This window comes from Roseovarius dicentrarchi (assembly GCF_003316635.1).
GTDB classification, from domain to species: domain Bacteria; phylum Pseudomonadota; class Alphaproteobacteria; order Rhodobacterales; family Rhodobacteraceae; genus Roseovarius; species Roseovarius dicentrarchi.
The window spans coordinates 1-25,984 of sequence record NZ_QNQP01000005.1 but is presented as its reverse complement, the minus strand read 5'-3'; the positions used below and the strand labels follow the sequence as shown (position 1 = coordinate 25,984).

At 64.1% G+C, this 25,984-nt stretch carries 27 protein-coding genes and 1 pseudogene; 19 read left to right on the top strand and 9 right to left on the bottom strand.

What is annotated here, in order from left to right; all coding sequences use genetic code 11:
- Window positions 1–4: 4 nt before the first annotated feature.
- The 4 genes from DQ230_RS17225 to DQ230_RS04805 are packed head-to-tail and all read left to right on the top strand — an operon-like array spanning window position 5 to window position 2,473.
- The gene (locus DQ230_RS17225) at window positions 5–160 is read left to right on the top strand and encodes a hypothetical protein (RefSeq protein ID WP_203227995.1); all 156 of its coding nucleotides are present in this window, start codon (window positions 5–7) and stop codon (window positions 158–160) included.
- Entirely contained in the window at window positions 157–597 is a 441-nt protein-coding gene (locus DQ230_RS04815) for a group III truncated hemoglobin (protein WP_238987427.1), read from the top strand. The genes DQ230_RS17225 and DQ230_RS04815 overlap by 4 nt, the downstream gene beginning before the upstream one ends.
- Before the next feature lie 5 nt (window positions 598–602).
- Entirely contained in the window at window positions 603–1,811 is a 1,209-nt protein-coding gene (locus DQ230_RS04810) for an NnrS family protein (protein ID WP_113911377.1), read from the top strand.
- Window positions 1,811–2,473, top strand: a complete 663-nt coding sequence (locus DQ230_RS04805) for an NnrU family protein (RefSeq protein WP_203228006.1) — start codon at window positions 1,811–1,813, stop codon at window positions 2,471–2,473. The genes DQ230_RS04810 and DQ230_RS04805 overlap by 1 nt, the downstream gene beginning before the upstream one ends.
- A gap of 17 nt (window positions 2,474–2,490) precedes the next feature.
- Here DQ230_RS04805 and DQ230_RS04800 read toward each other — a convergent pair whose 3' ends face one another.
- The 3 genes from DQ230_RS04800 to DQ230_RS04790 all read right to left on the bottom strand — a co-directional run bounded on the left by DQ230_RS04800 (window position 2,491) and on the right by DQ230_RS04790 (window position 5,009).
- A complete protein-coding gene (locus DQ230_RS04800; protein WP_238987426.1) occupies window positions 2,491–3,249 on the bottom strand; it encodes an SUMF1/EgtB/PvdO family nonheme iron enzyme in 759 nt (252 codons plus the stop codon).
- A gap of 32 nt (window positions 3,250–3,281) precedes the next feature.
- Window positions 3,282–4,502, bottom strand: coding sequence for a copper-containing nitrite reductase (gene nirK, locus DQ230_RS04795; protein ID WP_113911375.1), 1,221 nt, complete (start codon window positions 4,500–4,502; stop codon window positions 3,282–3,284).
- Window positions 4,503–4,574: 72 nt separating this feature from the next.
- Complete coding sequence (locus tag DQ230_RS04790) at window positions 4,575–5,009, bottom strand: pseudoazurin (RefSeq protein ID WP_238987425.1); 435 nt, start codon at window positions 5,007–5,009, stop codon at window positions 4,575–4,577.
- A 180-nt stretch (window positions 5,010–5,189) separates the two neighbouring features.
- Here DQ230_RS04790 and DQ230_RS04785 point away from each other — a divergent pair, with 180 nt between their 5' ends.
- Window positions 5,190–5,891: a Crp/Fnr family transcriptional regulator gene (locus tag DQ230_RS04785; protein WP_113911374.1), complete on the top strand. Its 702-nt coding sequence runs from the start codon at window positions 5,190–5,192 to the stop codon at window positions 5,889–5,891.
- Here DQ230_RS04785 and DQ230_RS04780 read toward each other — a convergent pair.
- Window positions 5,860–6,066: a DUF1858 domain-containing protein gene (locus DQ230_RS04780; RefSeq protein WP_113911373.1), complete on the bottom strand. Its 207-nt coding sequence runs from the start codon at window positions 6,064–6,066 to the stop codon at window positions 5,860–5,862. The two genes, DQ230_RS04785 and DQ230_RS04780, sit on opposite strands and share 32 nt — an antisense overlap.
- 172 nt (window positions 6,067–6,238) lie before the next feature.
- On the opposite strand from DQ230_RS04780, the gene DQ230_RS04775 reads away from it, so the two are divergent.
- From DQ230_RS04775 to DQ230_RS04755, 6 genes are read left to right on the top strand one after another with little or no spacing between them, the layout of a single operon-like run.
- Complete coding sequence (locus tag DQ230_RS04775; protein ID WP_113911372.1) at window positions 6,239–6,691, top strand: c-type cytochrome; 453 nt, start codon at window positions 6,239–6,241, stop codon at window positions 6,689–6,691.
- Between the two features lie 13 nt (window positions 6,692–6,704).
- Window positions 6,705–8,075, top strand: a complete 1,371-nt coding sequence (locus DQ230_RS04770; RefSeq protein WP_113911371.1) for a cbb3-type cytochrome c oxidase subunit I — start codon at window positions 6,705–6,707, stop codon at window positions 8,073–8,075.
- A gap of 2 nt (window positions 8,076–8,077) precedes the next feature.
- Complete coding sequence (locus DQ230_RS04765) at window positions 8,078–8,878, top strand: CbbQ/NirQ/NorQ/GpvN family protein (protein WP_113911370.1); 801 nt, start codon at window positions 8,078–8,080, stop codon at window positions 8,876–8,878.
- Window positions 8,879–8,883: 5 nt separating this feature from the next.
- Window positions 8,884–10,782, top strand: a complete 1,899-nt coding sequence (locus DQ230_RS04760) for a nitric oxide reductase activation protein NorD (protein WP_113911369.1) — start codon at window positions 8,884–8,886, stop codon at window positions 10,780–10,782.
- A gap of 1 nt (window position 10,783) precedes the next feature.
- Complete coding sequence (locus DQ230_RS17220) at window positions 10,784–10,960, top strand: hypothetical protein (protein WP_203227994.1); 177 nt, start codon at window positions 10,784–10,786, stop codon at window positions 10,958–10,960.
- Entirely contained in the window at window positions 10,957–11,211 is a 255-nt protein-coding gene (locus DQ230_RS04755; RefSeq protein ID WP_162497361.1) for an NnrT protein, read from the top strand. Before DQ230_RS17220 ends, DQ230_RS04755 begins: the two co-directional genes overlap by 4 nt.
- A gap of 4 nt (window positions 11,212–11,215) precedes the next feature.
- Here DQ230_RS04755 and DQ230_RS04750 read toward each other — a convergent pair whose 3' ends face one another.
- On the bottom strand, window positions 11,216–12,760 hold the full coding sequence (locus tag DQ230_RS04750) for a phospholipase D family protein (protein WP_238987424.1): 1,545 nt from the start codon (window positions 12,758–12,760) through the stop codon (window positions 11,216–11,218).
- 82 nt (window positions 12,761–12,842) lie between these two features.
- A complete protein-coding gene (locus DQ230_RS04745; protein ID WP_113911368.1) occupies window positions 12,843–13,994 on the bottom strand; it encodes an MFS transporter in 1,152 nt (383 codons plus the stop codon).
- Window positions 13,995–14,169: 175 nt separating this feature from the next.
- On the opposite strand from DQ230_RS04745, the gene DQ230_RS04740 reads away from it, so the two are divergent.
- Together DQ230_RS04740 and DQ230_RS04735 are read left to right on the top strand one after the other, a co-directional pair.
- Window positions 14,170–15,807, top strand: coding sequence for a serine hydrolase (locus DQ230_RS04740; protein WP_113911367.1), 1,638 nt, complete (start codon window positions 14,170–14,172; stop codon window positions 15,805–15,807).
- Window positions 15,808–15,894: 87 nt separating this feature from the next.
- Window positions 15,895–16,389 carry a flavin reductase family protein gene (locus DQ230_RS04735; protein WP_113911366.1) on the top strand — a complete coding sequence of 165 codons (495 nt, stop codon included), beginning with the start codon at window positions 15,895–15,897 and terminating at the stop codon, window positions 16,387–16,389.
- 21 nt (window positions 16,390–16,410) lie between these two features.
- On the opposite strand, the gene DQ230_RS04730 is transcribed toward DQ230_RS04735, so the two are convergent.
- The 3 genes from DQ230_RS04730 to DQ230_RS04720 form a co-directional block, all read right to left on the bottom strand.
- Window positions 16,411–17,781, bottom strand: coding sequence for a glutamate--cysteine ligase (locus DQ230_RS04730; protein ID WP_113911365.1), 1,371 nt, complete (start codon window positions 17,779–17,781; stop codon window positions 16,411–16,413).
- A gap of 71 nt (window positions 17,782–17,852) precedes the next feature.
- Window positions 17,853–18,371 (bottom strand): hypothetical protein, encoded by a 519-nt coding sequence (locus DQ230_RS04725; protein WP_338050497.1) that lies wholly within the window; start codon window positions 18,369–18,371, stop codon window positions 17,853–17,855.
- A gap of 5 nt (window positions 18,372–18,376) precedes the next feature.
- On the bottom strand, window positions 18,377–19,114 hold the full coding sequence (locus DQ230_RS04720; protein ID WP_113911363.1) for a 16S rRNA (uracil(1498)-N(3))-methyltransferase: 738 nt from the start codon (window positions 19,112–19,114) through the stop codon (window positions 18,377–18,379).
- Window positions 19,115–19,125: 11 nt separating this feature from the next.
- Here DQ230_RS04720 and ubiA point away from each other — a divergent pair, with 11 nt between their 5' ends.
- From ubiA to DQ230_RS04690, 6 genes and pseudogenes are all read left to right on the top strand, one after another.
- Window positions 19,126–20,088, top strand: a complete 963-nt coding sequence (gene ubiA / locus DQ230_RS04715) for a 4-hydroxybenzoate octaprenyltransferase (RefSeq protein ID WP_113911362.1) — start codon at window positions 19,126–19,128, stop codon at window positions 20,086–20,088.
- A 60-nt stretch (window positions 20,089–20,148) separates the two neighbouring features.
- Window positions 20,149–22,068, top strand: a complete 1,920-nt coding sequence (locus DQ230_RS04710) for an OmpA family protein (RefSeq protein WP_113911361.1) — start codon at window positions 20,149–20,151, stop codon at window positions 22,066–22,068.
- Window positions 22,055–22,381, top strand: coding sequence for a hypothetical protein (locus tag DQ230_RS04705; RefSeq protein WP_113911360.1), 327 nt, complete (start codon window positions 22,055–22,057; stop codon window positions 22,379–22,381). The genes DQ230_RS04710 and DQ230_RS04705 overlap by 14 nt, the downstream gene beginning before the upstream one ends.
- A gap of 181 nt (window positions 22,382–22,562) precedes the next feature.
- Window positions 22,563–24,209, top strand: coding sequence for a peptidoglycan-binding domain-containing protein (locus tag DQ230_RS04700; RefSeq protein ID WP_162497360.1), 1,647 nt, complete (start codon window positions 22,563–22,565; stop codon window positions 24,207–24,209).
- 108 nt (window positions 24,210–24,317) lie between these two features.
- On the top strand, window positions 24,318–25,157 hold the full coding sequence (locus tag DQ230_RS04695) for a flagellar motor protein MotB (protein WP_113911539.1): 840 nt from the start codon (window positions 24,318–24,320) through the stop codon (window positions 25,155–25,157).
- Window positions 25,158–25,278: 121 nt separating this feature from the next.
- Window positions 25,279–25,860: pseudogene (locus tag DQ230_RS04690) on the top strand (flagellar hook-basal body complex protein); the annotation flags it as partial.
- Window positions 25,861–25,984: the final 124 nt, after the last annotated feature.

The following is a 25,984-nucleotide window of genomic DNA, read 5'->3' as shown; positions in this document are numbered from 1 at the left end:
CGCCATGAAAATCGCCGATGCTATTCTATGGCCGGGAACCAAGGTTTGCGAGCGGATGGGGGTCGACCCCGAATCCGATGGCGGATTGCTGCGCTGGATGATCAACACGTTGTTTTATCTGGCTGTTTGCCTCATCATTGTCTGGATCATCGTGGTATGACACTGCCGCCGCGTATTCCCGTCACCGAAGAGCAGATCGACCGCGTTGTGGCACATTTCTACACCCGCGTCCGCGCCCATCCGGCGCTGGGTCCGGTGTTTGCCGCGCATGTCACGGACTGGCCCGCCCATGAGGAAAAGATCGGCCGGTTCTGGCGTAACGCGCTGCTGTTCCAGCGCGAATATGACGGCAACCCGATGCAGATTCACAAGGCGGCGGGCAATGTTCGCGCCGCCCATTTTCCGGTCTGGCTGTCGCTGTTCGAGGATGTATTATCCAAGGAACTGCCCGGACCGCTGGCGCATGGATGGGCGGCGCTGGCGCACAGGATCGGGCGCGGGCTAAGCTACGGGTTGCCCCCCGAAGGCGGCGCGGACGTGCCGATACTCACGCCCCACGGTATAGGCCCCGATGCGGGCAGGACCTCCAAAGGATAACGGATATGACGACCAGTACAGCGGGCCGGATGCGCGAATGGCAGGGGCCGACCCTTTTGACATACGGGTTTCGCCCGTTTTTTCTGGGCGGGGCGGCTTGGGCGGCCATTGCCATGATGATCTGGATCCTGACCCTGACCGGCGCGCTGGGCATGGATCTGGCGTTCGATCCGGTCTCGTGGCACGCGCATGAATTCCTGTTTGGAACGCTGGGCGCGATCATCGGCGGATTTCTATTGACGGCGGTCCCGAACTGGACCGGACGCCTGCCGGTAACGGGCTGGTCGCTGGGGGCGCTGGCGCTGATATGGCTGGCGGGTCGGCTGGCGGTGACGCTGCCGCTGGGCGCGCATTGGGCGGCTGTTGCGGTGATCGACCTCAGCTTTACCGTTGCGCTGGGCGCGATGATCCTGCGCGAGATTGTGGCGGGCAAGAATTGGCGCAACCTGCCGATCCTGGCTCTGCTGGTGGTGTTTGCGCTGGCAAACGGGCTGTTTCACCTCGATGCGGCCCAGGGCGGATTTGCGGCGCAGGGGATCGGTCTGCGGCTGGGGCTGGGGGCGGTCATTCTGATGATCGCGTTGATTGGCGGGCGCGTGGTGCCCAGCTTCACCCGCAACTGGCTGGTCAAGCGCGGCGATCCGGCGCGCCCTGCCGCGCCCATGCAGCGGTTTGACAAGGCGGTTTTGATCGTCACCGTTCTGACGCTGGCCTTGTGGGTGGCCCGCCCGGCGGATGCGGCGACAGGCGCGGCGCTGATCGTGATTGGCGCGCTGCATGCCGTGCGGCTGTCGCGCTGGTGCGGTTTGCGCACCGGGGCCGATCCGCTGGTTGCGGTGCTGCATGTCGGATACGCGTTCGTGCCGCTGGGTGCGCTGGCGCTGGGAGCGGCGGCGCTGTGGCCGGGTGCGCTACCGCTGGCGGCGGCGCAGCATTTGTGGATGGCCGGAGCAATCGGGATGATGACGCTGGCTGTCATGACGCGCGCCACTTTGGGCCATACCGGCCGCGCGCTGCACGCGGGCCGGGGCACGGTGGCGCTGTACATTTTGATGGCGATGTCGGTTCTGGCGCGGCTGCTGGCGGATCTGCTGCCGGGATTGCCCCTGGCCGAGCTGGCGGCGCTGGCGTGGATCGGGACATATGGCGGCTTTGCGCTGCTCTATGGGCCGATGCTACTGACCGACAAGCCGGGCAAGGCGGCGCGGGCGTGATGGGCTGGGCCAATTTCGCCGCTGCCTTTGCCGCCTTTTTCCTAAGCCACAGCATCCCGCTGCGCCCGCCGGTCAAGGCGCGGCTGGTTGAGGTGCTGGGGCGGGGCGGTTTTACGCTGGCCTATTCGGTACTGTCGCTGGGCGTGTTGACATGGCTGATCGTGGCGGCGGGCAATGCACCTTATGTCGGGCTTTGGCCGCGCGCGGCATGGCAGAACTGGGTGCCGCTGATCGCAATGGGCGCGGCCTGCGCCCTGCTGTGTCTTGGCGTGGCGCGGCCCAATCCGCTGTCGTTTGGGGGCGCGCGGAATGACCGCTTTGATCCAGAGCGTCCCGGCATTGTTGCCTGGGTGCGGCACCCGCTGCTGGTGGCGGCGGCGCTGTGGGCCGGGGCGCATCTGGTGCCGAATGGCGATCTGGCGCATGTGATCCTGTTCGGGGTGTTTGCATTCTTTGCGCTGATGGGCATGCGGCTGGTGGACCGGCGCAAACGGCGCGAGCTGGGGGCCGCCAAGTGGCAGGCCCTGACGACGCAGATTGCGCCGGTGCCGCGCCCGGTATCATGGACCGGGGCGGCGCTGCGTCTGGGGATTGCGGTGCTGCTTTATGCGGCGCTTCTGGGGCTGCATCCCGTGGTGCTGGGCGTGTCGCCCCTGCCGTGAGGGACGCGGGCAGCGCGTTACGAGAGTGGCGCGCTGTCCGTGACCAGCCGCATGCCCAGATGGGCGGGCGGGGTGCCAACGGCGCAGCCGCCGCGCGCCGGGTCACGCTCCAGATAGGACATTGCGGCCATGTGGATGCCAGCCACCCAGAACGCCGGGCAGCGATCCGGCCGGGGCGGGGCGCCGCTGCCGGCATAGCAATCGTCGGTCCATTCCCAGACGGACCCATCCAGATCGGCAATGCCATCCTCGGTGGTGGAGAAGCTGCCAGAGGGGCGCAGGGCGCGCGGCAGCTCCGCCTCCAGCATATAGGCCGAGGCCCAGCTGAGCGCGGGATCGGTGAACAGCGGGTCAGGTTCGTCCGGCATGACGGATTCGGCCATGGCGGTCCATTCCACGACGCGCGGCAGACGGAAATCATGGCCTGTGGCGTCATTCAGCCAGGCGACATATTGCTGCGTATCGGGATAGCTGAGGCCGGTGGCGGGGGTTGTCGCGGGGTCCTGATCGGGACGCGCGACCAGCCACAAGGCGCATCCGCCCGCATTATGGCAGGCGTTGAATTCGGCAATCGTTACCTCGTGGCGCTGCACCCAGATCGGGGCGTCGTCGCCGACGGGGCCAACCATGTCGGGGATAAGCTGCGGGTTTGAGGCCGCCGACAGTTGCGGGCCGGGGCCGCGTGTCATCCACGCGGCCCCCCCGATGATCGCGCCGGCCGCCACGGCCAAGGCTGCTGTTGATATCAAGATCGTTGCAAGGCTTGGGCGTTTCATGGCGGTCCGGCTCCTTTATTTTCGTTGGCGGGTCATGTTTCCATCTGGCGCGGTGCTGCCACCTGCTCCATCAGGGCGTTGTCCCATTCGCCGTCCACCACGAAGTGGGCGGTTGCGCCCAGAAGGGCGGCTTCGATCAGGTTGTGGTTCACGTAGGCGTAAACGCCCGGCTGCTCGAATTTGTACATTGCTGCCACCGCGCTGCCGCCGCGGACAAACCATGTTTCCATGTTGGTCAGTGGTGGATCGCTGAACGAGCTTTCCCAGACGTAGTCGCCATGTCCGCCAATCAGGTGGGGGCGGCTGTCGCGGTTGGACTGGTTATGCACCATCAGGATATTCTCGCCCACCTTGGCCCGCAATGCGCGGGATCCGGTCAACGCCCCGACCGCACCGTTGAAGACCGAGTGTGTCGGCACAAGAGTGCGCATGGCCTCCAGCGCGTCGGCATAGTCGTCGCCGGCGTTGGCATAGGTCTTGTAGGTGCCGTCCGCGTTCTTGGGCAGGTAGTAGTCCTGCTCGCCCAGGTAGGCGATGTCGTCATAGGTCAGCTGGTTGCCTTCGGCATCCTTCAGCCCGTCGCGGGGCAGGACCATGACGGCGCCGTTCATGCCGTGGCAGACGTGGTAGGGGATCATCGCACCGCCGGGGGCGCAGTGATAGGTAAAGCAGCCCGGCTTGGTCGCCTTCCAGCGCAGCACGCATTCCTCGCCCGGATAGATGTGGGTCAGGCCACCGCCGCCAAGGGCGCCGGTCGATGCGTGGAAGTCGATGTTATGCTCCAGCTGGTTCTTGCCAAGGCTTTTCAGCGTCACTTCGACGTAATCGCCCTCGTGGCAGATGATCAGCGGACCGGGAACCGACCCGTTATAGGTCATCGCCCAGATCGACGCGCCGGTGTCTTCGTCGACCACCATCAGGCGTTCGTCAACGACCAGCTCGACCTCGATGATCTTGGGGCCGCCGGTTGCGACCTGCTCGTGCTTGGGGGCGAAGGGCGGGCGGACCATTTTTTGCTGCACACGCTCGTAGCCCGATACGTCATGCGGCTCGGCGGCCTGCATTTCGCGCAACTGCGCCTCGATTGCCTCGCCGCCGGGCATGGTGATGCGCGGGGGCGCCATGGGGCGGCGCACGGTGGCGGCGGCCATTGCCATACCGCCGGTCAGCGCCGCGGCGCCGGCCAGTGCGGTGCCGCGCAGAACGTTGCGGCGGCCCGGTGATTGCGGTGTGTCTTGGTCAAACTGTTTCATGTCTTACTCCATCCTGGATTGTGTCGGCGCTGGCGGGCCGGCCCGTTCGGGCCGGTCCCTGGCTGGCCGAAATCAGAGATTTTCGAGCTGCTCTTCAAAGCGTTTCTTGGCGTTGCGCGGCAGGCGGCCTTCGAGATAATCGGCCGGTACTTCGACGTTTTCACCGACGGCGATTGTCATGACCATGCCCATCGCAAAGTGGGGCAGGCACTTGACGCCATACAGACCCTCGACATCGAACGTCACGTCGATTTCCTCGTTGATCTTGCCTTTGAAGGGCTCGGCGCCTTCGGGCATCATTTCTTCCATGCTCTCGGCGTTGTGGCTTTTGTCGGTGGGGACGAATTTTACGGTATCGCCGGGGGCGATCTGAACGAATGCGGGCTCGAATACCATTGTGCCGGCTTCGCCGCGGTTCAACATCTTCACTTCGACTGTTTCGGCCCATGCGGCGCCTGACAGAAGCATTGCGGCGGCTGCGAGTGTCGCTGTGGTTTTGTAGAACATCTTGTTTCCTTTTGTTTGCAGGTTGGCTTGACCCCTACCTATGTGCGGTGCGGCGCCGTGACCTTGAGCCAGCGCAAACTTCCGCACGGTTTTCCGATTGGCGCGATCAGAGCGAAAATCACCTCTCGGAATTCGTGCAAGGACAGGCTATTGGGGGGCAGATCAAAGGAATGACGTGTTGTGCCCAAACTAAATGAAAGCCTGCTGAGCCAACTTGACCCCTTCAAAGGGTTGGAGCGTGCGCAGATTCGCAGCATTCTGGACATGGCGACGACACATCGCTTCGATACCGGTGAGGCCGTGTTTCACGAAGGGGCTGACGCAAACCGGTTCTATTGCCTGCTGGACGGCTATATCCGCGTTGTGCGTGTCACGGCCGAAGGCGAACATGTGACGGTCACCCATATCCCGGCCGGTCAGTTGTTCGGAATCGCGCAGGCGCTGGGGCATACACATTTCCCCGCCACTGCCTTTGCCGCGTCCGAGGCGATCGTTCTGTCATGGCCGCAGCGGCAATGGCCGAGTTTTTCCAGCAATTACCCCGGATTTTCGGTTGCCGCCTATCGAACGATCGGCGAACGGATGAGGGAAATGCATGATCAGGTGGTCGAAATGGCGACCCAGCAGGTCGAACAGCGCGTGGCCAACGCCCTGCTGCGGCTGATCACGCAGATGGGGCGCCGCAACGAAAACGGCATCGAGGTGGATTTTCCCATCACCCGGCAGGATCTGTCAGAAATGACCGGCACCACGTTGCACACGGTCAGCCGCCTGCTGAGCGCGTGGGAAAAGCGCGGCATTGTCGAAAGCCGGCGCAAGCATATTCTGGTGCGCAATCCGCACCAGCTGGTTATTCTGGCCGAGCCTTCGGCGAAGCATTGATCGCGCATTCCAGTTCGCGGCGAAATTCCGCCTCGTCCAGATCGTATTCCATGCAGGCGTCCTCGATCGTGTGAAAGGGGCCGACGCGGCAACCGACGCAATGCATGCCATGGCGCAGGAAGACCTGCACCGTCTGCGGCCACTTGCTCATTATTTCTGATAAAGTTTGTTCCATTTTCCGACCTGTTGGTGAAGCTTTCTTTCGCCGTCTGCGTAATGCCGTGACGCGGCGTCGATTTTCTCAAAATGCCACGCCGGATCGCCTCAAACTTTGTGTTTGCGCAAACTGGTGAAGTGCGAGACAGGTTAAGGACCGATTGACTGCAACCAGAAAGGGAGGCCCGCGCATGGCCGAATTCCTGACAAAGTCGCGGGCACGCAATATCTTTTACGGCGGATCAATATTCTTCGTCGTAATTTTTCTTGTGCTGGTCGTGCAAAGCCACCACTACGTGGTAACCAAATCCACCGCCGGAATGGAACTCAGCCCCGCTGTGGCCCATGGCAAGGAAGTGTGGGAAAAAAACAGCTGCATCAACTGTCATACGCTGCACGGCGAGGGCGCGTATTTCGCCCCCGAAGTGGGCAACGTGATGGCCCGCTGGGGCGTCGCCGATGACCCCGAGGGCGCGTTCGAGATCCTGGACGCCTGGATCGAGGCGCAGCCCAGCGGCATCGAAGGCCGCCGCCAGATGCCCTATTTCGAGATGACCGAAGAGGACAAGCGCGGGCTGGCTGAATTCCTGCGCTGGGCCAATCAGACCGATCTGCAGGGCTGGCCGCCCAACGATGCGGGCTAAGGAGTAGAAACAGATGAAATATCAATCACAACAGATCGCCTACGCCTATTTTGCCTGCGCAATGGCCCTTTTTGCCGTGCAGGTTCTGGGCGGGCTGACGATTGGCTGGGTCTATGTCCAGCCCAATTTTCTGGCTGAAACCTTTCCATTCCATATCCTGCGGATGATTCACACCAACGCACTGGTTGTCTGGCTGCTGCTGGGCTTCTTCGGGGCGGCCTATTTCATGATCCCCGAAGAAGCGGAGCGTGAAATCTGGTCTACCAAGCTGGCCTATATTCAGCTGGCGCTGATGATGATCGGCACGCTGGGCGCTGTCATCGGCTACCTGTTCGGCATCCACGAGGGCCGCGAATTTCTGGAGCAACCGCTCTGGGTCAAGTTCGGGATTCTGGTGGCGGCTGTCATATTCCTGATCAACATCTCGATGACGGTGCTTGCCGGTCGCAAGACGGCCATCACCGGGGTGCTGCTGATGGGGCTGTGGCTGCTGTCGCTTCTGTGGATCTTTGCCTTCATCAACCCCGTCAACCTGAGCCTGGACAAGATGTACTGGTGGTTCGTCATCCACCTGTGGGTCGAAGGCACATGGGAACTGGTGATGGCGTCGATCCTGGCCTTCCTGCTGCTCAAGCTGACAGGCGTGGACCGCGAAGTGATCGAAAAATGGCTTTATGTCATTGTCGCCACCGCGCTGTTCACGGGTATCCTGGGCACCGGACACCACTATTTCTGGATCGGCCTGCCGGGGTATTGGCAGTGGATCGGCAGCATCTTTGGCGCGCTTGAGATCATTCCGTTCTTCCTGATGATGTCCTTTGCCTTTGTCATGGTCTGGAAGGGTCGTCGCAACCACCCCAACAAGGCCGCCTTGCTGTGGTCGCTGGGCTCGGCCACTGTCGCGTTCTTTGGCGCGGGTGTCTGGGGCGTCCTGCACAACATGCACGGCGTGAACTTCTACAGCCACGGCACACAGATCACCGCCGCGCACGGGCACCTTGCCTTTTACGGCGCCTATGTGGCGATCAACCTGGCGATCATCAGCTATGCCATGCCCCTGCTGAAAGGGCGCGAGCCTTACAATCAGGTGCTGAACATGGCGTCCTTCTGGCTGATGACCGGCGGCATGGCGTTCATGACCTTCACGCTGACTTTTGCGGGCGTCATCCAGACGCATATGCAGCGGGTGCTGGGCAACTACTTCATGGAAGTACAGGACGAACTGGCGCTGTTCTTCGTGATGCGCTTCATCTCGGGCACGGCGGTGGTGCTGGGTGCGCTGCTGTTCATCTACTCGATCCTCGTGGTGCGCCGCCGCGAAGTGCTCAAGCCCGGTTCGGCGAACCCGGCCCACGCCAAATCTGATCCAGTACCGGGAGAGTGACCATGAACGCCCATGCAGGCGCGCCGAAAGGCGCGCCATACTATGCCGAGACAGGCAATGAATGTGCCCTGTTCGAGGCTGCTCACAAAAACGGTTTGCCCCTTCTTCTGAAGGGGCCGACCGGCTGCGGCAAGACCCGCTTTGTCGAACACATGGCCGCGCGGACAGGCCGGCGGCTCTACACCGTGGCCTGCCACGATGACCTGACCGCCGCGGACCTGATCGGGCGCTATCTGCTGCGCGGCGGCGATACCGAATGGGTCGATGGCCCGCTGACCCGCGCGGTGCGCGAGGGCGCGATCTGCTACCTCGATGAGGTGGTCGAGGCGCGCAAGGACGTGGCCGTGGTGCTGCACCCGCTCACCGACAACCGCCGCACCCTGATGATCGACCGCACCGGCGAAGAGCTGGTGGCGCCCCCCGGTTTCATGCTGGTGGCCAGCTACAACCCCGGCTACCAGAACGTGCTGAAACGGATGAAGCCGTCAACACGCCAGCGGTTTTTGTCGATCACCTTCGATTTCCCCGATCCCGAGACGGAAACAGCCGTTATCGCCGAGGAAAGCGGGCTGGACACAGCGCGCGTCGCGCCGCTGGTGCGTCTGGGCGGACATATCCGCAACCTGTCCGGCATGGATCTGGAAGAGGGCGTATCAACCCGCCTGCTGATCTATGCGGCCACCCTGATGGCGGGCGGCATGGGCGTGGAAAAAGCGCTGGAGGCGGCGGTGATCGAACCGCTGACCGACGACGATGACATCCAGGGCGCACTGCGCGATCTGGTCTCTAACGTGTACGGGTAAATAGCATGGCACTGCATCCCCTTGATCTGATGGACCCCGAAGAGGCGGTCGGAAATCTGTGGCACGATTACGCCGTGGGGATCGGTGCGGCGCGAACCTATCCCGACGAGGCCGCAACGCTGGATGCGGTCCGTCCCAGCCTGACCATGATGTTCCGCGCGCTTGGCGGCCCGGCGGGGGTGGAGCTGTCCGAGGTGGCGGCCACCGTCGCCGCCCATCGCCGCCCGGCGGTACGCAAGCTGGCGACCGAGCGGGACAAGATCCACGCCGCCGCCTTTGACGGCGAGCGTTTGCGCCTGCCGCCGCAGATTGAGGTCTTTCCCGACCATGCGCTGAACCGCGCCGCCTATTTCTGGCTGACCGCCATGGCGGCGCTGGCCGGCCCCGACGCGCTGGAGGCGGGCGATCTGACCGGCGCGGCGCGCGACCGGGCGCAGATCGCCGCAAATATCGCTGCTGGCGCGCAGGTGTTGGCTGCCTGTCCCGGCCTGCGCGGCAAACATGCCGCGATGGTCGCACATATTCTGGCCACAAGGCCGACGACAAATCTGCCCGGCGCAGAAAAGGCTGTGGAAGACGCTGTTCGCACCGCGCTGGCGGGCGGCGCGCTGCCGGGTGATGGCGGGTTCGAGATGCCGCGCACCTATATGACATTCGCGCATGTGCCGATCTGGCTGACCTTCACCCCCGCTGGCCAGGGCGCGGCGGCGGATGACCACGCCGATACACCCGGCGAGGCGCCCGACGCCGCCCAGATGACCAAGCGCAAGCTGGGCATTCGCAAGGATCAGGAACAGGCCAACCGCAAGGACAGTTTCATCCTGCACCGGTTCGAGGCGATCCTGTCCTGGGTCGAATCAATGAACCTGAATCGCTCGATCCACGATGATGACGACGAAAACGCGCAAAAGGCCGCCGAGGATCAGGACAACATCACCCTGTCCAAGAACGACAAGCGCGCAGCGACGCGCCTGCGCCTGCATCTGGATCTGTCGCCGTCGGACGCCGATCACGAAAGACTGGCCGAGCCGGTCACATACCCCGAATGGAATCACCGCTCGCGCAGCTACATGCCCGATCATTGCTGCGTGCTGGAGGCGGATGCGGTGCCGGACCCCACCGATGCCTTCGTGCCCAATACCAAGCGGATGGAGGAAGTGCGCCGCCAGTTTGAAATGCTCCGCCCGCGCCGCATCCTGCAACCGCGCCAGATCGACGGGTCCGAGCTGGATCTGGACGCCGCCATTGCCGCGCAGATCGACCTGCGCGCCACCGGGCGCTGCGATGACCGGGTGTTCATGGCCTCGCGCCAGACCTCGCGCGATCTGGTGGTGGCGTTCTTGATCGACACGTCCCGCTCGACCGAATCGGTGGTGGATGACACATCCGTCATCGACGTGGCGCGCGATGCGCTGGCGGCGCTGGCGGGCGGCATTGATGCGGCGGGCGACAGGCTGGGCATCTGGGGGTTCTCCTCGCTCAAGCGTAATCGCGTGTTCCTGACCCGCTGCAAGCGGTTCGACCAGAAGATGACCCAGGAAGTGACGGATAACATCTGTTCGCTGAAGCCCGGCCATTACACCCGCCTTGGCGCCGCGATCCGTCACGTCAGCGCCCGGCTGGCCGAGGAAACAGCGGCGCGCAAGCTGCTGATCGTGCTGACCGATGGCAAGCCGAACGATCTGGACCACTATGAGGGCACCCACGGCATCGAGGACAGCCATATGGCCGTGGCCGAGGCGCGCCGCGCCGGGCAGGCGGTGCATGGCGTGGTCGTGGATGCGGACGGGCAGGACTGGTTCGCCCGCATCTTTGGCCGCGGCGGATTTCATTTGCTGCCGCGCCCCGAACGCCTGACCCGCGTTTTGCCCGACATTTACCGAACACTCACGCAGGAGACCTGACATGATCCGTATTTTCGCCCTTTTGGCCGTCATCCTTCCCTCTGGCGCGCTGGCCGAAGCGTTCCAGCGGCCCATTCCACAACCGCAGACCGCGACCGCCGAGGTCTGGTTCTTCATGGCGTCCGTGGGGCTGCTGCTGTCGCTGCTGGCCGTGCATATGCTGGTACGTCGCCGGTGACCCAAGGGGTGCAGCGCGGCTGGGGTGTGGGGCTGCTGACGCTGGTGCTGTATCCGTTCGGCGCCGGCGCGATGATGATCAACCTTTATTTCGCGGCGCTGATCGCCTCGTGGCTGGACATCGTGGTGATGGACCCGATGACGGCGGTGATCGGCGGCGCCGTGCTGGGCGTACCCGCGACATGGGCGTTCGCGCGCCATATACGCGCGCTGATGGACCGCGCCGACGCCGAGGCGGACGCCGGCGAGTAGCCGGTCAGAGCAACCATTCGATCGGCAGCCAGCCGATCACGGTCAGCGCGACGGTGCGCATCAGGCTGCCGCCCGGCTCTACCTTCAGCGGGGCGTCACCGGGTGCGGTCGGGTCGACCCAGACCAGATTGCCATCGCGTTTTTCCACCTCCCACGCCAGCCCGCCCATGCCGTTGTCAAACGCCTGATGCAGGCGGGTGGCCATCTGTGTGCTGTCGATCAGCAGGCCCATTTCGGTGTTGAGCGTGATCGAGCGGGGATCGAAGTTGAACGATCCGACAAAGATGCGCTTGCCGTCCACCGCGAATGTCTTGGCGTGGAGGCTGGAGCCGGACGATCCGAACGGGCCCATACGGTCGGCCGACATCTCCAGCGTGCCGGTACGGCGCAGCTCGAACAGGCGGGTGCCGCCCTTGAGCATATCCTTGCGGTATTTGGTATAACCGGCATGAACCGGCAAAACGTCCGTCGCCTCAAGCGAATTGGTCAGCATGCGCACCTGCACGCCCCGCTTCTCCAGCGCGGCAAAGTTGCGCATCCCCAACTTGCCCGGCACGAAATAGGGCGAGATGCCGTCAAACCGCTCGTTCACCTGGCCCACCGCATCCAGCAGCCGCGTCACCAGCAGATCCTTGCGCCGGACCAGCCCCTGACCCTTGGTCGGTTTGTCGCTGACCAAGAGCGCGGTGGTCCATTCCAGCGGCAGGCGCCCGCCGGTCAGGTCGGCCACGGTATCCGACGATTGCAGGATCGACCGATAGGTTTGCATCTGGCCGGTGCCCTGATGGCGGGCCAGCAGGGCGGCGATATCATCGCGGCCGGTGGCGGCGCCGACAATCGGGGTGGCCGGGTGGACCGGTTCGCTGTTCCAATAGGTATCGAAATCCGCCGACACCTGCGGCACGATATCCCCCACCACTATCACATCCAGATCGACATAAAGCGCGATTTCGCCGGTGCCGAAATATTCGTCGCCCACATTGCGCCCGCCAAGGATGGTGGCGTGATTGTCGACGGTAAAGGATTTGTTATGCATCCGCCGGTTCAGGCGGAAAAAATCGAAGGTATAGGACAGCAGCTTGAACCGGCGCAGGTTGAACGGGTTGTACAGCCGCACCTCGGCCATCGGATGCGCGTCCAGCTGCGCCAGCTGCGGATCGAGGCCGGACGTGCCGTTGTCATCCAGCAGCAGCCGCACGCGCACGCCGCGATCCGCCGCCCGTTTCAGCGCATCCAGCAATAGCGCGCCGGTCAGGTCGTCATGCCAGATATAGTATTGTGCGTCGATCGACGACACGGCCGCATCGGCCAGTATCATCCGCGCGGCAAACGCATCCGCCCCGTTTTGCAGCTGTGCGATACCCGACAGGCCGGGATGGTCCGCCACCTTGCGCGTCAGCGCGTCTGCCAGCGGTCCGGTATCTGCGGGGGCCAGCGCCTTGCCCGGTGCGCCGTCATTGGCGGGCAGGGGAAACAGCATACGCGCAATCACGATGGCAATGCCGATGAAAGCCAGTGCCAGCACCAGATATTTCGCAAAGGTCAGCAAGGGGGTGTCTCCTGTCGGGCGCGGGCAGTTTCATTTATGCCCAACCGTAACCGGCTGCGACCCCGCTGGCGAGGCGATTATCCTAAGGCGCATCGCGCTCGGGCAGGCGGGGCATGGTCGCCACCAGCGGCACGGCCAGCAGCAAAAGGCCCAGATGCAGCGCCCAGACCGCCGCAAACCCGCCTGACTTCGCCATGACCAGCGCGGCAATCAGCGGCGCGGCGGCGTTCAGGATAAACCCGCCACCCTGCACGGCCGCCATCAGGCGCACCGCGGCGCCCCTGTCTTCCGTGCAATCCACAATCGCCACGATCATCAGCGAGAATGTCCCGCCCAGCCCGATCCCCATGATCGACACGGTGACCAAGGGCGGCGCGCTACCCAGTATCAGCAGGACAAATCCCGCCATCTGCAAGGCGACCGACAGGAGGATCGCCCCCCGGCGCCGGTGCGGCGCTGTCAAGAGCGGCGGCAGCACCAGCGCCGATGCGGCCTGCCAGATGGACATCACGCCAATCAGAAACCCCACCTGCGCGGGCGCCACCCCGCGCAGCTCAAACTGGGGGCCAAGCCATGTGATGACCGTGGCGTAGCTGGCATTCAGCGCGCCAAAGCACGCAATCAGGTGCCAGGTGCGCTGCTGCGCCATGGACGGCCCCGGTGCCGTGCCGGGCGTCATGTCCAGCGTTCTCGCCGCCAGCGTCACCGCCATTGCCAGCAGCGCGGGCAGCGCCATGCTGGCCAGCCCCACATTCCAGCCGGTCCCGGCGGCGATCAGCGGCACCGTCTGGGCGCCCAGCGCGCCGCCAGCCAGCAGGCAGGCCGCATAAAGGCTGGTCACCAGCCCATAGCGCCGGGTGAACCGCTCGCGGATCAGCGCGGGCATCACCGCCTGAATCAGCGCAACGCCCAGACCGCAAATTGCCGCAGTCACGATGACAACCGCCGCCGTGGGGATCAGCCGCGCCGCCGATCCGGCCAGGATGCAAAACAGCGCAATCAGAACCGCCCGCCGCGCGCCAATCTGCGCCTGAATGCGCGGCGCCAGAAACGCGCCGACCCCGATCAGTGCCAGCGGCCCCAGCGTCAGCAGTGACAAACCGGCAGGCCCCAGCCCGGTGTCCGCGCCGATCCGCGTCAGAACCGGCCCCGGCCCGGCCAGAAACGGGCGCAAATTCAGTGCGATCAGGGCCACGGCGCCGATGGCGAGAATTGTTTCAATTGATTTATGCATGAGATCGGCCTTTCCTGACGGCGCGGGGCAGAACGGCCTTGCCCTTCTGGTTCTGCCGTTTCATGGAACACTTGGCAGGATTCAAGCCCGTTCTGACGTCTGCGGCGCGGCGCGCGCAAATCGGGCTGGGCAGGGGCCGCCAACAAGATACTGAGGCAGTGGTAAGGAGAGACGCATGAAGCGCATGATCGCAATGGCAATGGCCGCAACTCTGGGATGCAGTGGTGCGGCAGTGGCGCAGGACGCGCCCGCAAGCGAACCTGCGCAGGCGCCACAGGTGACGGGCTGGATGCAGGGCTTCCCTCCGCCCGAGGACAAGACGATCCGCATCACCGATCCCGATTTCTTTGCCCCGCCCAAACTGGGCTGGACCGTCTGCAATTTCCGCCAGCTGATGCCGAATGTCGCGGTCGACAGCGGCGCGATGGCCGCGCGCCCCCTGCCAGAGGCGCCAAGGCCGGCGCTGGGGGACATCACCTTTACGCCGCTGGGCGGCGGCGATGCGATGACCTGGGACGCCGCGTTTGAGGCCAACCATACCGATGGCATCATCGTGCTGCACCATGGCCGCATCGTGTACGAACGCTATGACGGCTGCCTGACGCCCGACGGCCTGCATGGTGCGATGTCGGTGACCAAATCGCTGACCGGGCTGCTGGCGCAGATCCTCGTCGCCGAAGGCACGCTGGACGAGGCCGCGCGCGTCGGCACGCTGATCCCCGAACTGGAGGGCAGCGGATTTGGCGATGCCAGCGTCCGGCAGGTCATGGACATGACCACCGGGCTGGCCTTTTCCGAGGATTACGCGGACCCGGATGCCGAAATCTGGGCCTTTTCCGAGGCCGGCAGCGCGCTGCCCAAACCCGATGGGTATGACGGGCCGCGCGGTTATTTTGAGTATTTGCAGACCGTCCGCAAAAAGGGCGATCATGGTGCGGCGTTCGCCTATCGCACCGTCAATGCCGATGCGCTGGGCTGGTTGATTTCGCGCGCGACCGGCATGTCGGTCGCGGATCTGCTGGCTGACCGGATCTGGAGCAAGATCGGCACCCGGCGCGAGGCGTTTTATACCGTCGATTCTGCCGGCACGCCCTTTGCCGGTGGAGGTTTCAACGCCGCGCTGCGTGATATGGCGCGGCTGGGCCAGATGATGCTGGAGGAGGGGCGCGTCGGCTCCGATCAGATCGTGCCGCCCGCTGCCATTGCCGCAATCGCGCAGGGCGGCAACAGCGAGGCGTTTGCCAAGGCCGGTTTCGACCTGCTGAAGGGGTGGAGCTATCGGTCGATGTGGTGGGCGACGGGCGACGATCACGGCGCCTATGCGGCGCGCGGCGTGCATGGGCAGACGCTGTGGATTGATCCGGCGGCCGATATGGTGATCGCGCGCTTTGCCTCGCATCCTGTGGCGCCGAATGCGGCCAGCGATCCGACATCGCTGCCCGCGTTCCGGGCGGTGGCCGATTACCTGATGAACAATGACGACATGCCGCTGGTGGGCCGCGAATGGCGGATCGAGGATGTCGAGGGGATGGGCGTGATTGATTTCAGCCACGCCACGCTGGACTTTGGCCCGGACGGGTCGCTGTCGGGCAGCGCCACTTGCAACCGGCTGATCGGCAGCTACGAGACTGACGGCGATGCGATCACCATCACCCCGGCGGGGGCCACGATGATGGCCTGCCCCGAGGCGCTGATGATGCAGGAACAGCGCATTCTGGACCTCTTGCCCAGGATCGAGCGTTTTGTCATCGACGAGACGGGCGCGCTGATCCTGATCGCCGCAGACGGGCGCACCATCGCCGCGCGCCGCTGATGCGCGGCGCGGGCTTTCACGGGGTGCATTACCCGGCCGGGTACTATAGAGGGTCGTGAAACCTTTTTTGACTGCTCCGGAGCGCCCATGTCAGATCCAGATCACCGTGCCCTGCGGGATGCCTTTGGCCGGTTTGCCACAGGCGTTACCGTCGTAACCACCCGTGACGCGGGCGGCGGCGCGCCGCGCGGCTTTACCGCGAATTCCTTCAGCTCGGTGTCGCTGGATCCGCCGCTGGCGCTGATCTGCATCGGCAGCAACGTCTACAGCGCCCCGGCGTTCAAGGCCGCACCGCATTTCGGGATCAATATCCTGTGCGCCGATCAAAAGGACGTTTCGGCGATTTTCGCGTCACATGCGGATGACAAATTCGAGCAGACCGATTGGTATGAGGGCGCCCATGGCGTGCCGCTGTTGCCGGGATCGCTGGCCACGCTGGTCTGTGCGCAGCACCGGTTGGTCGAGGCGGGCGATCACGTGATCCTGATCGGCGAGGTTTTGGAAACCCAGACGCGCGACGCCCCGCCCCTGGCGTATCACCGCGGCAAATATGTTTCGATCGCGCCGCGGCAGGCCGATTAGAGCAGGCGCGGCGCGATCGGTTTAGTAGGAGTATTCGGCATAAATCTTGCTCAGGTCGCCGTTCCAGTCACCGTGATAGCGTGCCAGCAATTCGTCTGCCGGGGTCTGGCCTGATTCGATGCTTTCGCGCAGGGCGTTCAGGAAATGCGTCTCGTCCGGGATCAATCCATCTGCGCCGGGACGCGCGCGGGCGCGCAGGCCGGCCTCGGAAATGTCCAGCACCTTGCGTGCCAGATCGTGCATGTTGATGCCATCGACCTTTGCCTGCAAGCCATCGACACTGGCCGCAACGCGCAGCGCCTCGCGCTGCTCGGCCGTCCAGCCCTTGACCAGATCCCACGCGGCATCAAGGCTGCTGCTGTCATAGAGGATGCCGGTCCAGAACGCGGGCAGGGCGCACAGGCGCCGCCACGGGCCGCCATCGGCGCCGCGCATTTCCATGAACTTCTTGATCCGCGCCTCGGGGAAGATCGTGGTCAGGTGATCGGCCCAGTCGGATAGCGTGGCCACCTCGCCCGGCAGTGCGGGCAATTCGCCTTTCAGGAAATCGCGGAAGGACATGCCAAGCGCGTCGATATATTTGCCATCGCGGTAAACGAAATACATCGGCACATCCAGCGCGTAGTCGACATAGCGTTCAAACCCCATGCCGTCCTCGAAAACAAAGGGCAGCATGCCGGTGCGGTCGGCATCCAGATCGCGCCAGACGCGCGCGCGCCACGATTTGTGGCCGTTTACCTTGCCCTCGAAAAAGGGCGAGTTGGCGAAAAGCGCGGTCGCAACCGGCTGCAAGGCCAGCGCGACGCGGAATTTCCGGACCATGTCGGCCTCACTGCTGAAGTCCAGATTGACCTGAACGGTGCAGGTGCGCCGCATCATCACCCGGCCCATCGTGCCGACCTTCTGCATGTAGCTGTCCATCAGCTGATAGCGGCCCTTGGGCATCAGAGGCATTTCGTCATGCGTCCATTCGGGCGCCGCGCCCAGCCCGATAAATCCGACGCCGACGCGGTCGGCCACATCCTTGACCTCGCGCAGATGCACGTTGACCTCGTCGCAGGTGCCGTGGATCGTCTCAAGCGGGGCGCCCGACAGCTCCAGCTGGCCGCCGGGTTCGAGCGACACGTTGGCGCCGCCCTTTTCCAGACCGATCAGGTTGCCATCCTCGGTGACGGGGGACCAGCCATGCGCATCGCGCAGGCCCTCCAGCACGGCCAGAACACTGCGCGTCCCGTGATAGGGGATGGGCTGATGCGTGTCCTTGCAATAGCCGAATTTCTCATGCTCGGTGCCGATGCGCCAGTCTGCCTTGGGCTTGTTGCCGTCTTCAAGGTATTCAGCCAACTGGCTGTGATGCTCGATCGGCCCGCCGCCGGATTGGGGAATGGACATGGCTTGGCCTCCGCTAAATTGAATTTCAGTAGGTGGCGCGGGGGCAGGGGGCTGTCAACCCGCGAATGGTATCAGGTCAGGCGCAGATGCGCGGCTTTGGCTCCGGGTTTTTGCCACAAAACGATGCGCCCCGGCGCCGTGCGGTGCATTTCGGCCAGCATCCGTTCGGTGCGTATGCCGGGCAGCGCGGCGAACACGTCAAACAGGGCATCGGCGCCACTGGCGGTCAGTGGGATCATCACATCGTCCTGACCCGGCTGGCTGATGGCCCAATGCGCGGGTTTGCCGGTGCGGTCCAGCGCCAGCGCGGTCATTTCCGACCGCGCAACGACGCCGCCGCCCAGCGGGCCGAAATAGCCGATGGCGCCCTCGTCAATGTCAACCACGCCGGGACCGCCGGCGCCTGCGGCAAAGCGCATCCGCTGCAAGGCCGCGACGAGGGAAATGACACCTGCCAGTGCGATAAAACCGCCCAGCCAGAAGGTGATGCCAAAGCTGCGCCACGCGATCAGCACGCCGATGGCCAGCACCCCAAGGCTGATCAGTGCGCCTTGCCAGCGTTTCAGCGTCGCCGCCGCTTCGGGCCTCATAAAGCTCACTGCCAGTCCCCCAGCCGGGTCTGCCACAGGGTCAGCGCCGCAACCGCCGCCGTATCGGCGCGCAGGATGCGCGGGCCGAGGCGGGTGGCGTGGGCATGAGGAAGGGCGGCAAGGCGCGCGCGTTCAGCCGGGGAAAACCCGCCTTCGGGGCCGATCAGGATCGCCCATGGGCCGGGCATGTCGGGCAGCGCGCCAGCAGGGCCATCCGCCAGCGCCTCGTCGCAGAACAGGATCTGGCGAGCGGGGTTCCAGCCATCCAGCAGCGCGCCCAGCTTTTGCAGATCGTCCACGGGGGGTACATAGGTGCCGCCGCATTGCTCGGCGGCCTCGACTGCGTGCGCTTGCAGGCGGTCCTGGCGGATCCGCTCGGAATTGGTGAAATCGGTTTGCACCGGGCAGATGCGCGCGGCGCCCATTTCGGCGGCCTTTTCAACGATGAAATCGGTGCGCGCCTTCTTGATCGGGGCAAAGAGCAGCCACAGGTCGGGCGGCATCTGCTGGGGCCGGGCTAGCGACAGACAGGCCAGCGTGCCGCCCTTCTTGCCCGCCTCTGTCACTTCGGCCAGCCATTCGCCATCCGTGCCGTTGAACAGCAGCACCTGCGCGCCCACGGTCTGCCGCATCACCCCGAAAAGGTAATGCGCCTGCGGAGCGGGCAGAGGAACCGTTTGCCCCTGCCCCAAGGGCTGCTCTACATACAATCTGATTTTGGCGGTATTCGCGGCGTTTTTCATGGGGGCATCATATGAGTGGCAGCGGGCAGAGACCAGAGGCCGGCAGTGTGGCCGACGCCTATAGCGGCAACTGGGTGGACCGGTATGCGCCCGGCGCGTGGCGTCCCTACCTGCGGCTGAGCCGCGCGGACCGGCCCATCGGGACGTGGCTGCTGCTGCTGCCCTGCTGGTGGGGCTTGCTGCTGGCGATGCTGCATGACGGGCAGGCGCGGTGGTTTGATCTGTGGATCTTTGCGGGCTGCGGCGCGGGCGCGTTCCTGATGCGCGGGGCGGGCTGCACATGGAACGACATCACCGACCGGCATATCGACGGCAGCGTGGCGCGCACCGCGTCGCGGCCCATCCCGTCGGGGCAGGTCAGCGTCAAAGGCGCATTGGCGTGGCTGGTGGCGCAGGCGCTGGTGGCGTTCCTGATCCTGCTGACCTTTCCGGGCGCGGCGATTGGCCTGGGTATCCTCGCGCTGGCGCCGGTGGCCGTGTACCCGTTCGCCAAGCGGTTTACGTGGTGGCCGCAGGTGTTTCTGGGGATCGCGTTCAACTGGGGCGCGCTGCTGGCATGGACGGCGCATACCGGGGGGCTGGAATGGCCGGCGGTGGTGCTGTATCTGGCTGGCATCGCCTGGACGCTGTTTTACGATACCATCTACGCCCATCAGGACGCCGAGGATGACGCGCTGATCGGGGTGAAATCCACGGCGCGCCTCTTTGGCGACCAATCGCCGCAATGGCTGCGCTGGTTTTTGGTCATCACGGTGGTTCTGATGACCGCCGCGGTGATTCTGGCGATGCGGGGGGCGGACCCGATGGCACTGCTGATCGCGCTTTTGGGACCTTGGGCGCTGGGGCTGCACCTGTTTTGGCAGCTGACAAGGCTCAAGCTGCACGACACCGCGACGCTGCTGGCGCTGTTCCGGTCGAACCGCAACGCGGGGCTGCTGCCCTTGCCGTTTTTCGCCATGGCGCTGCTGGTGTGATTGAACTTGGGGGGCTGGGGGCATAAACAAGGCCCAGCCCCAACAACATCTGGCCCCCCTATGCGCCTCTCCATGATCCTCGCCATTGCCGGAACCTTCTTCCTGGCGGCGCTATTGTGCCTTGTGACCGCCGGCTTCGCGGTCACGGTGATCGAGGATAACGCGCGCAGTTCCGTGCTGCGCGAGATGGACAAGGAGGGCATGACCTGGACCGAGGTGGATGCCGACGGATTGCAGGTTTTCCTGGCCGGTGTCGCCCCAAGCGAGGCCAAAAGGTTCAAGGCGCTGTCGGTCGCCGGGCGCATTGTCGATGCGGCCCGCGTCATAGACCAGATGCAGGTCGAGGATACCGCCGACATCGCGCCGCCGCGCTTTTCCGTCGAGATTTTGCGTAATGACAGCGGGATTTCCCTGATCGGGCTGATTCCCGCTTCAATGGACCGGGAGGCCCTGCTGGAGCAGATGCAGCGCGCGGCGGGCACGGGGGACGTGACGGATTTGCTGGAAGCGGCTGACTATCCGGTTGGCGACAGCTGGGATGTGGCGATTGATTATGCGCTGCGCGCCCTGAACCAGATGCCGCGCGCGAAAATCTCGATCGAGGCGGGGCGCGTGGCGATCATCACCATGGCCGACAGCCCCGCCGAAAAGCGCAAGCTGGAGGACTCGCTGAAGCGCCGCGTGCCGTCGAACCTGCGCATTTCCGTCGATGTATCGGCGCCCCGGCCGGTGATCACGCCCTTTACCTTGCGCTTTTTGATCGAGGATGGCGTGGCGCGGTTCGACGCCTGCTCGGCCGATACGCCGCAGGCGCAGCGCACGATTCTGGCCGCCGCCCGCGCCGCCGGGCTGGAAGGGCCCGCCGATTGCACCATCGGCCTAGGCGTGCCGACGCCCGATTGGGGCAAGGCGGCCGCGCTGGGCATCGCCGCCGTGGCCGATCTGGGCGGCGGCAGCGTGACATTTGCGGATGCCGACGTGTCCCTGATCGCCGCCCAAGGCACCGCAGAGAGCCGCTTTGACGATATCGTCGGCGGGTTGGAGGGCGATCTGCCCGACGTTTTTGCCCTGCATTCGGTCCTGCCGCCCCCCGAGGTGGAGGGCGCGCCGACCACCCCCGAATTCATCGCAACCCTGTCGCCCGAGGGTCTGGTGCAGCTGCGCGGCAGGGTCGGCAGCCAGCGGCTGCGCGATACGGTCGACAGCTTTGCCAAGGCGCGGTTCCGCTCGGCCAGCGTCAACAACCGCGCGCGGGTTGCCGACGGGTTGCCGCAGGACTGGCCGGTGCGCGTGCTGACCGGGCTGGAGGCGCTGGGATTTCTGGCCAATGGCGCGGTCGTCGTCACGCCGGATGAGCTGACGATCAGCGGCCTGACCGGCCGGCAGGAGGCCAGCGCGCAGATCGCCGGCCTTCTGGCGGCCAAGCTGGGCGAGGGCGCGCAGTTTGATATTGATGTGACCTACAAGGTCGCGCTCGATCCGGTGGCGGGCCTGCCCACGCCCGAAGAATGCATCGCGCAGATTTCCGAAATACAGGAAACCCGCAAAATCAACTTCGAGCCGGGATCGCCCAATTTCGACGCCAATGGCGCGTCGATCATGAATGACATCGCTGACGTGCTGGCAAAATGCGGCGAGATCCAGATCGAAATCGGCGGTCATACCGATAGCCAAGGCCGTGAGACAATGAACGAAGAGCTGAGCCAGAGCCGGGCAAATGCGGTTCTGGATGCCTTGCGCGCGCGCCGGGTTCTGACGTCCAGCTACACCGCCAAGGGCTATGGCGAAGCCCAGCCCATTGCCGGAAACGACACCGAAGAGGGGCGCGAGGCGAACCGCAGGATCGAATTCAACCTGATCCCGCCCGCCGAACCTGCGCCAGATCCGGATGCATCGGGGCTTGAAAGCGACGCGCAAGAGGGGCAGGAAGACACGGCAGAGGGCGAAGCGGCAGAGGGCGCAGCAGATGAACAGGACTGAATTCATCATCGCAACGGCGATCATCCTCTTTGTCGCCTTTGCGCTGGGATGGTTTGCCAACTGGCTGGTGCATCGTTTTATTCGCGTGTCGTCGTCTGATGTGGGCGAGCTGGACCGCATGGCGCAGGAATTGCACGAGGCCGAAGAAACCCGCGATCAGGCCATTACCTATCTGCAACAACGTGAGGCCGAGCTGACCAACCAGCTGAGCCAGAGCGAAGCCGAGGTGCGCGCCACCATGGATGGTCTGCGCGAAGCGCGCCAGGAGGCCGAGCAGATGCGCGCCTATATCGACCGCATGGAAAAGACCTGAGGCACAGCGCAGGGTTGCGTGGCGGACGACGTTTTTCGCGAAAAACGTCCGGCGCCCGGCGCTGAGCGGCGCGCGCTGGATCGGCGGGATTTGGATTGTTTCCAACGCCGGGCTTTCAAATTTTTCAAATTTGGTCAAAACTTCGCAATGGGCAGAGCGCCCCTGCGCAGGAGGATGGCTGATGCGACACGTGTACTCCCTTGGACTGGCGGTGCTTCTGCTGCTTCCTGCGCTGGTGGCGCGAGCGGATAATGTGGCGCTGATATATGGCGATAGCGGTCAATCCCCCTTCTTTCAAAGTGGCGACAGCGTGGCGCCCGGCGCGTTTTCCGAACCATTGATCGACGCAGGCTTTACGGTGATCGAACCCAGCCGCCGTGACGCTGCCGCCATGCGCCGCGCCGCGCAGCAGGTGCAAAAGATGCTGGACGACGATCAGGTGGAGCGTCTGCTGATCGTGGTCTATGGCCCGTTCGCCAGCAATGCGCGCGATAACTGGGCGCTTTCAAATGATGCCGTATCGGCCAGCAACATCACGATAGGCGCCACCGGCATTTCAGTTAACGCCCTGTCGGACATGGCCGACAGGTCGGGGCGCGGCGTTGTCATGCTGGCGCCGGGGCGCCTGCCTACATCGCTGGGGTCTGGCCTGGTGCCTGGGCTGGGCGATATCACGTCGGTCGGCAATGTCACCTACCTCACCGGCAGCACCGAGGCGCTGGCGGCGGTGGTCACGGATGGCTTGCTCGAGGCCGGGCGCAGTTATGCAGCGCTCGCTGCCGCGCTGCCCTCCGGGGTGCGCATGACGGGATATGTCCCCGCAGACACCGGCTTCATGGGTGAGGCAGCCGCCGAGGGCGGCGAGCAGATGCGACAGGCCGGCTATTGGCAGGCGATCCGCGATGTCGATACCATCGAGGCATATCGGTTGTATCTGCGCGCCTATCCCGGCGCCGCCAATCGTGCGGTTGCGCAGGAGCGCATCACCTTTTTGCAAGGCGCCCCTGAACGCATGGCGCGCGCCGCCGAAGATGCGCTGAACCTCAGCGACGCCGCGCGCAGGGGAATTCAGCGCGACCTCAAGACCCTGGATCTTTACAAGTTCGGAATCGATGGCCGGTTTGGCAAGGGCAGTCGCAGCGCGATCGCCGCCTGGCAGCGCGGTCAGGGGTTTGATGAAACGGGGTATCTGTCCGGCAACCAGCTGATTGCCCTGCGCAGCGATGCCAAGGAGCGCGGCGCGCAGATCGCCCGCCAAGAAGCGGAGGCCAAAGAGAAGCAGGAGCGCGAGGATCGCGCGTATTGGCAGCAGTCTGGAAAGGACGGCACCGAGGCGGGCCTGCGCGCCTATCTGGGCCGCTATCCGGCCGGCGCATTCGCCGCCGAGGCGCGCGCCAGCCTGGCCGCGATCGAGGATGCCCGCAAAGAAGAAGACACCGACGAGGCAGAAAAGGCCGAGCGCCGCGCCTGGCAGGCCGCGAAGGCCGGCGATACGCCCGGTGATTATATCGACTATCTCAACACCTATCCCAAGGGGCGATACGCGGCGCGCGCCCGCCAGCAGCTGGATGCGTTTCAGGGCGAGCCGGATGGCGCCGATGCAATCGCGCGTGCGCAATCAGAGGAGGGCGAGATTACCGGTTCCGGTATCAGCCGGTTTTTGATAGAAAAACGGCTGGAACAGGCCGGCGCGCAGCCCGGCCCCGTCGATGGGCGCTTTGATGCGCAGACGCGCGAGGCGATCCGCTGGTACCAGGACTCGCGCGCGCTTCCCGTAACAGGATATCTGTCGCGGGCGACGATGCTGCGCCTTATGGCAGGGCGTTGATCCTGCCCTGCCGGCCCGCCTAAAACCGCTACAAATTGAAGTGTTAACGCAGCCGTAACACCTGACCTGCTACCCATGAGCTCGGGTGAGTTAAACAAGGTGATGGAGATGGGCGCGCAAGGAAACGCGGCGCCAGTCATCATCAAGAAGAAGAAAGTAATCGTCGCTGGCGGTCACCATGGAGGTGCGTGGAAGGTCGCTTATGCGGACTTTGTGACAGCGATGATGGCTTTTTTCCTGTTGATGTGGCTGCTGAACGCGACAACGGAAAAACAACGCAAAGGTCTGGCGGATTATTTCAGCCCGACGGTGCCGATTAGCCGCATGTCCAGCGGCGGCGAGGGGAACTTTGGCGGCGACAGTGTCTTTGCCGAGGATACGCTGTCCAATGAGGGAACGGGCGCCTCCAAGCGCTTTGCGACAGAGGCACGCCAAGGGCGCGGAGAGACCGGCGTTGATGCGCAGGACGAGCAGGAGTTGCAGAAACTCCAGCAGGCAATCGACAGCGCCCTGCGCGGCACAAACGGCGAAAGCATACTGGACCCAGAGCTTGAGAAGCATATCCTCTCCCGCGTCACGGACGAAGGCGTGGTAATCGAGTTGTTCGATACTCCGGACGCTGCGCTGTTCGAAAGCGGGCGGGATCAGCCGGCGAACCTGTTGCTCCAACTGGCCAAGGCGCTGGGCGAGGCTGCGAAAACCAATAAAAACAACATAGCGGTCGAGGCGCATGTCGCGGCGGTGCCGATCATCCTCAGGAACGATCCGGCATGGGATCTGACGGCTGCGCGTGCGCAACAGATGCGTATTTTGATGTCTCAAAATGGGCTTGATGCCAGCCGAATCAGCCGCGTTACCGGCCATGCGGATCGCGAGCCTGCGGTGAAGGATCCTATGTCCGTCAGGAACAACCGGCTTGAGATTATCTTTTTACGCAAAGGCAGATAACCGGGCTGGCCGCTGCGTCGCACGCTTTTGAGTTGCGCGTAGGTCGGGAATTTGGGTCGGATTTGATTTGTTAGGCTGATGTTAAAGGATCGTGCGTAAGTCTGGTGTCAGACGACAGTCGATGCAGCAGAAAGGCGTATCAATGACAATCTCTTCTTCGCTTAATGCCGGTGTGGCGGCGCTTAGTGCGAATGCGTCGCGCTTGGCGTCCATATCGGACAATATCGCGAACTCGGCAACCTATGGGTACAAACGTGTCGAAACCGATTTCCAGTCAATGGTCATCAGCGGCAACGGTGGAAGCTACTCCGCCGGCGGTGTGCGCTCCTCCACCCAGCGACTGGTCGATCAGGGCGGATCGCTGACGACGACCTCCAATGCCACCGATCTGGCAGTGCGCGGTCGGGGTATGCTGCCGGTTGCCCGCTCCAGCGAGGTTGACGTGGGCAATGGTAGCAATCAGATGCTGCTGACGACAACAGGCTCGTTTCGTACAGATGCCGATGGCGTGTTGAAAACGCAAAGCGGTCTCGTTTTGCTGGGGTGGCCTGCAAACCCCGACGGAACAATCCCTGAATTTCCGCGTGACACCGCGGATGGGTTGGAGCCTGTTCGGATCAACGTGAACCAGCTGACCGGCGAGCCGACGACATCCATCGACCTGGGCGTGAACCTGCCTGCCACAGAAACCAATGTAACGGGTGCGGATTTCAAAAATACCGGACAGCGATTACGCTAATTCCCGGACAGCCGTTTCAGTAATTCCCGGACAGCTCGGGCACGGCTGATCATCTGCCTGCGATCATGTTTCGGTTCGGATAGTTTCG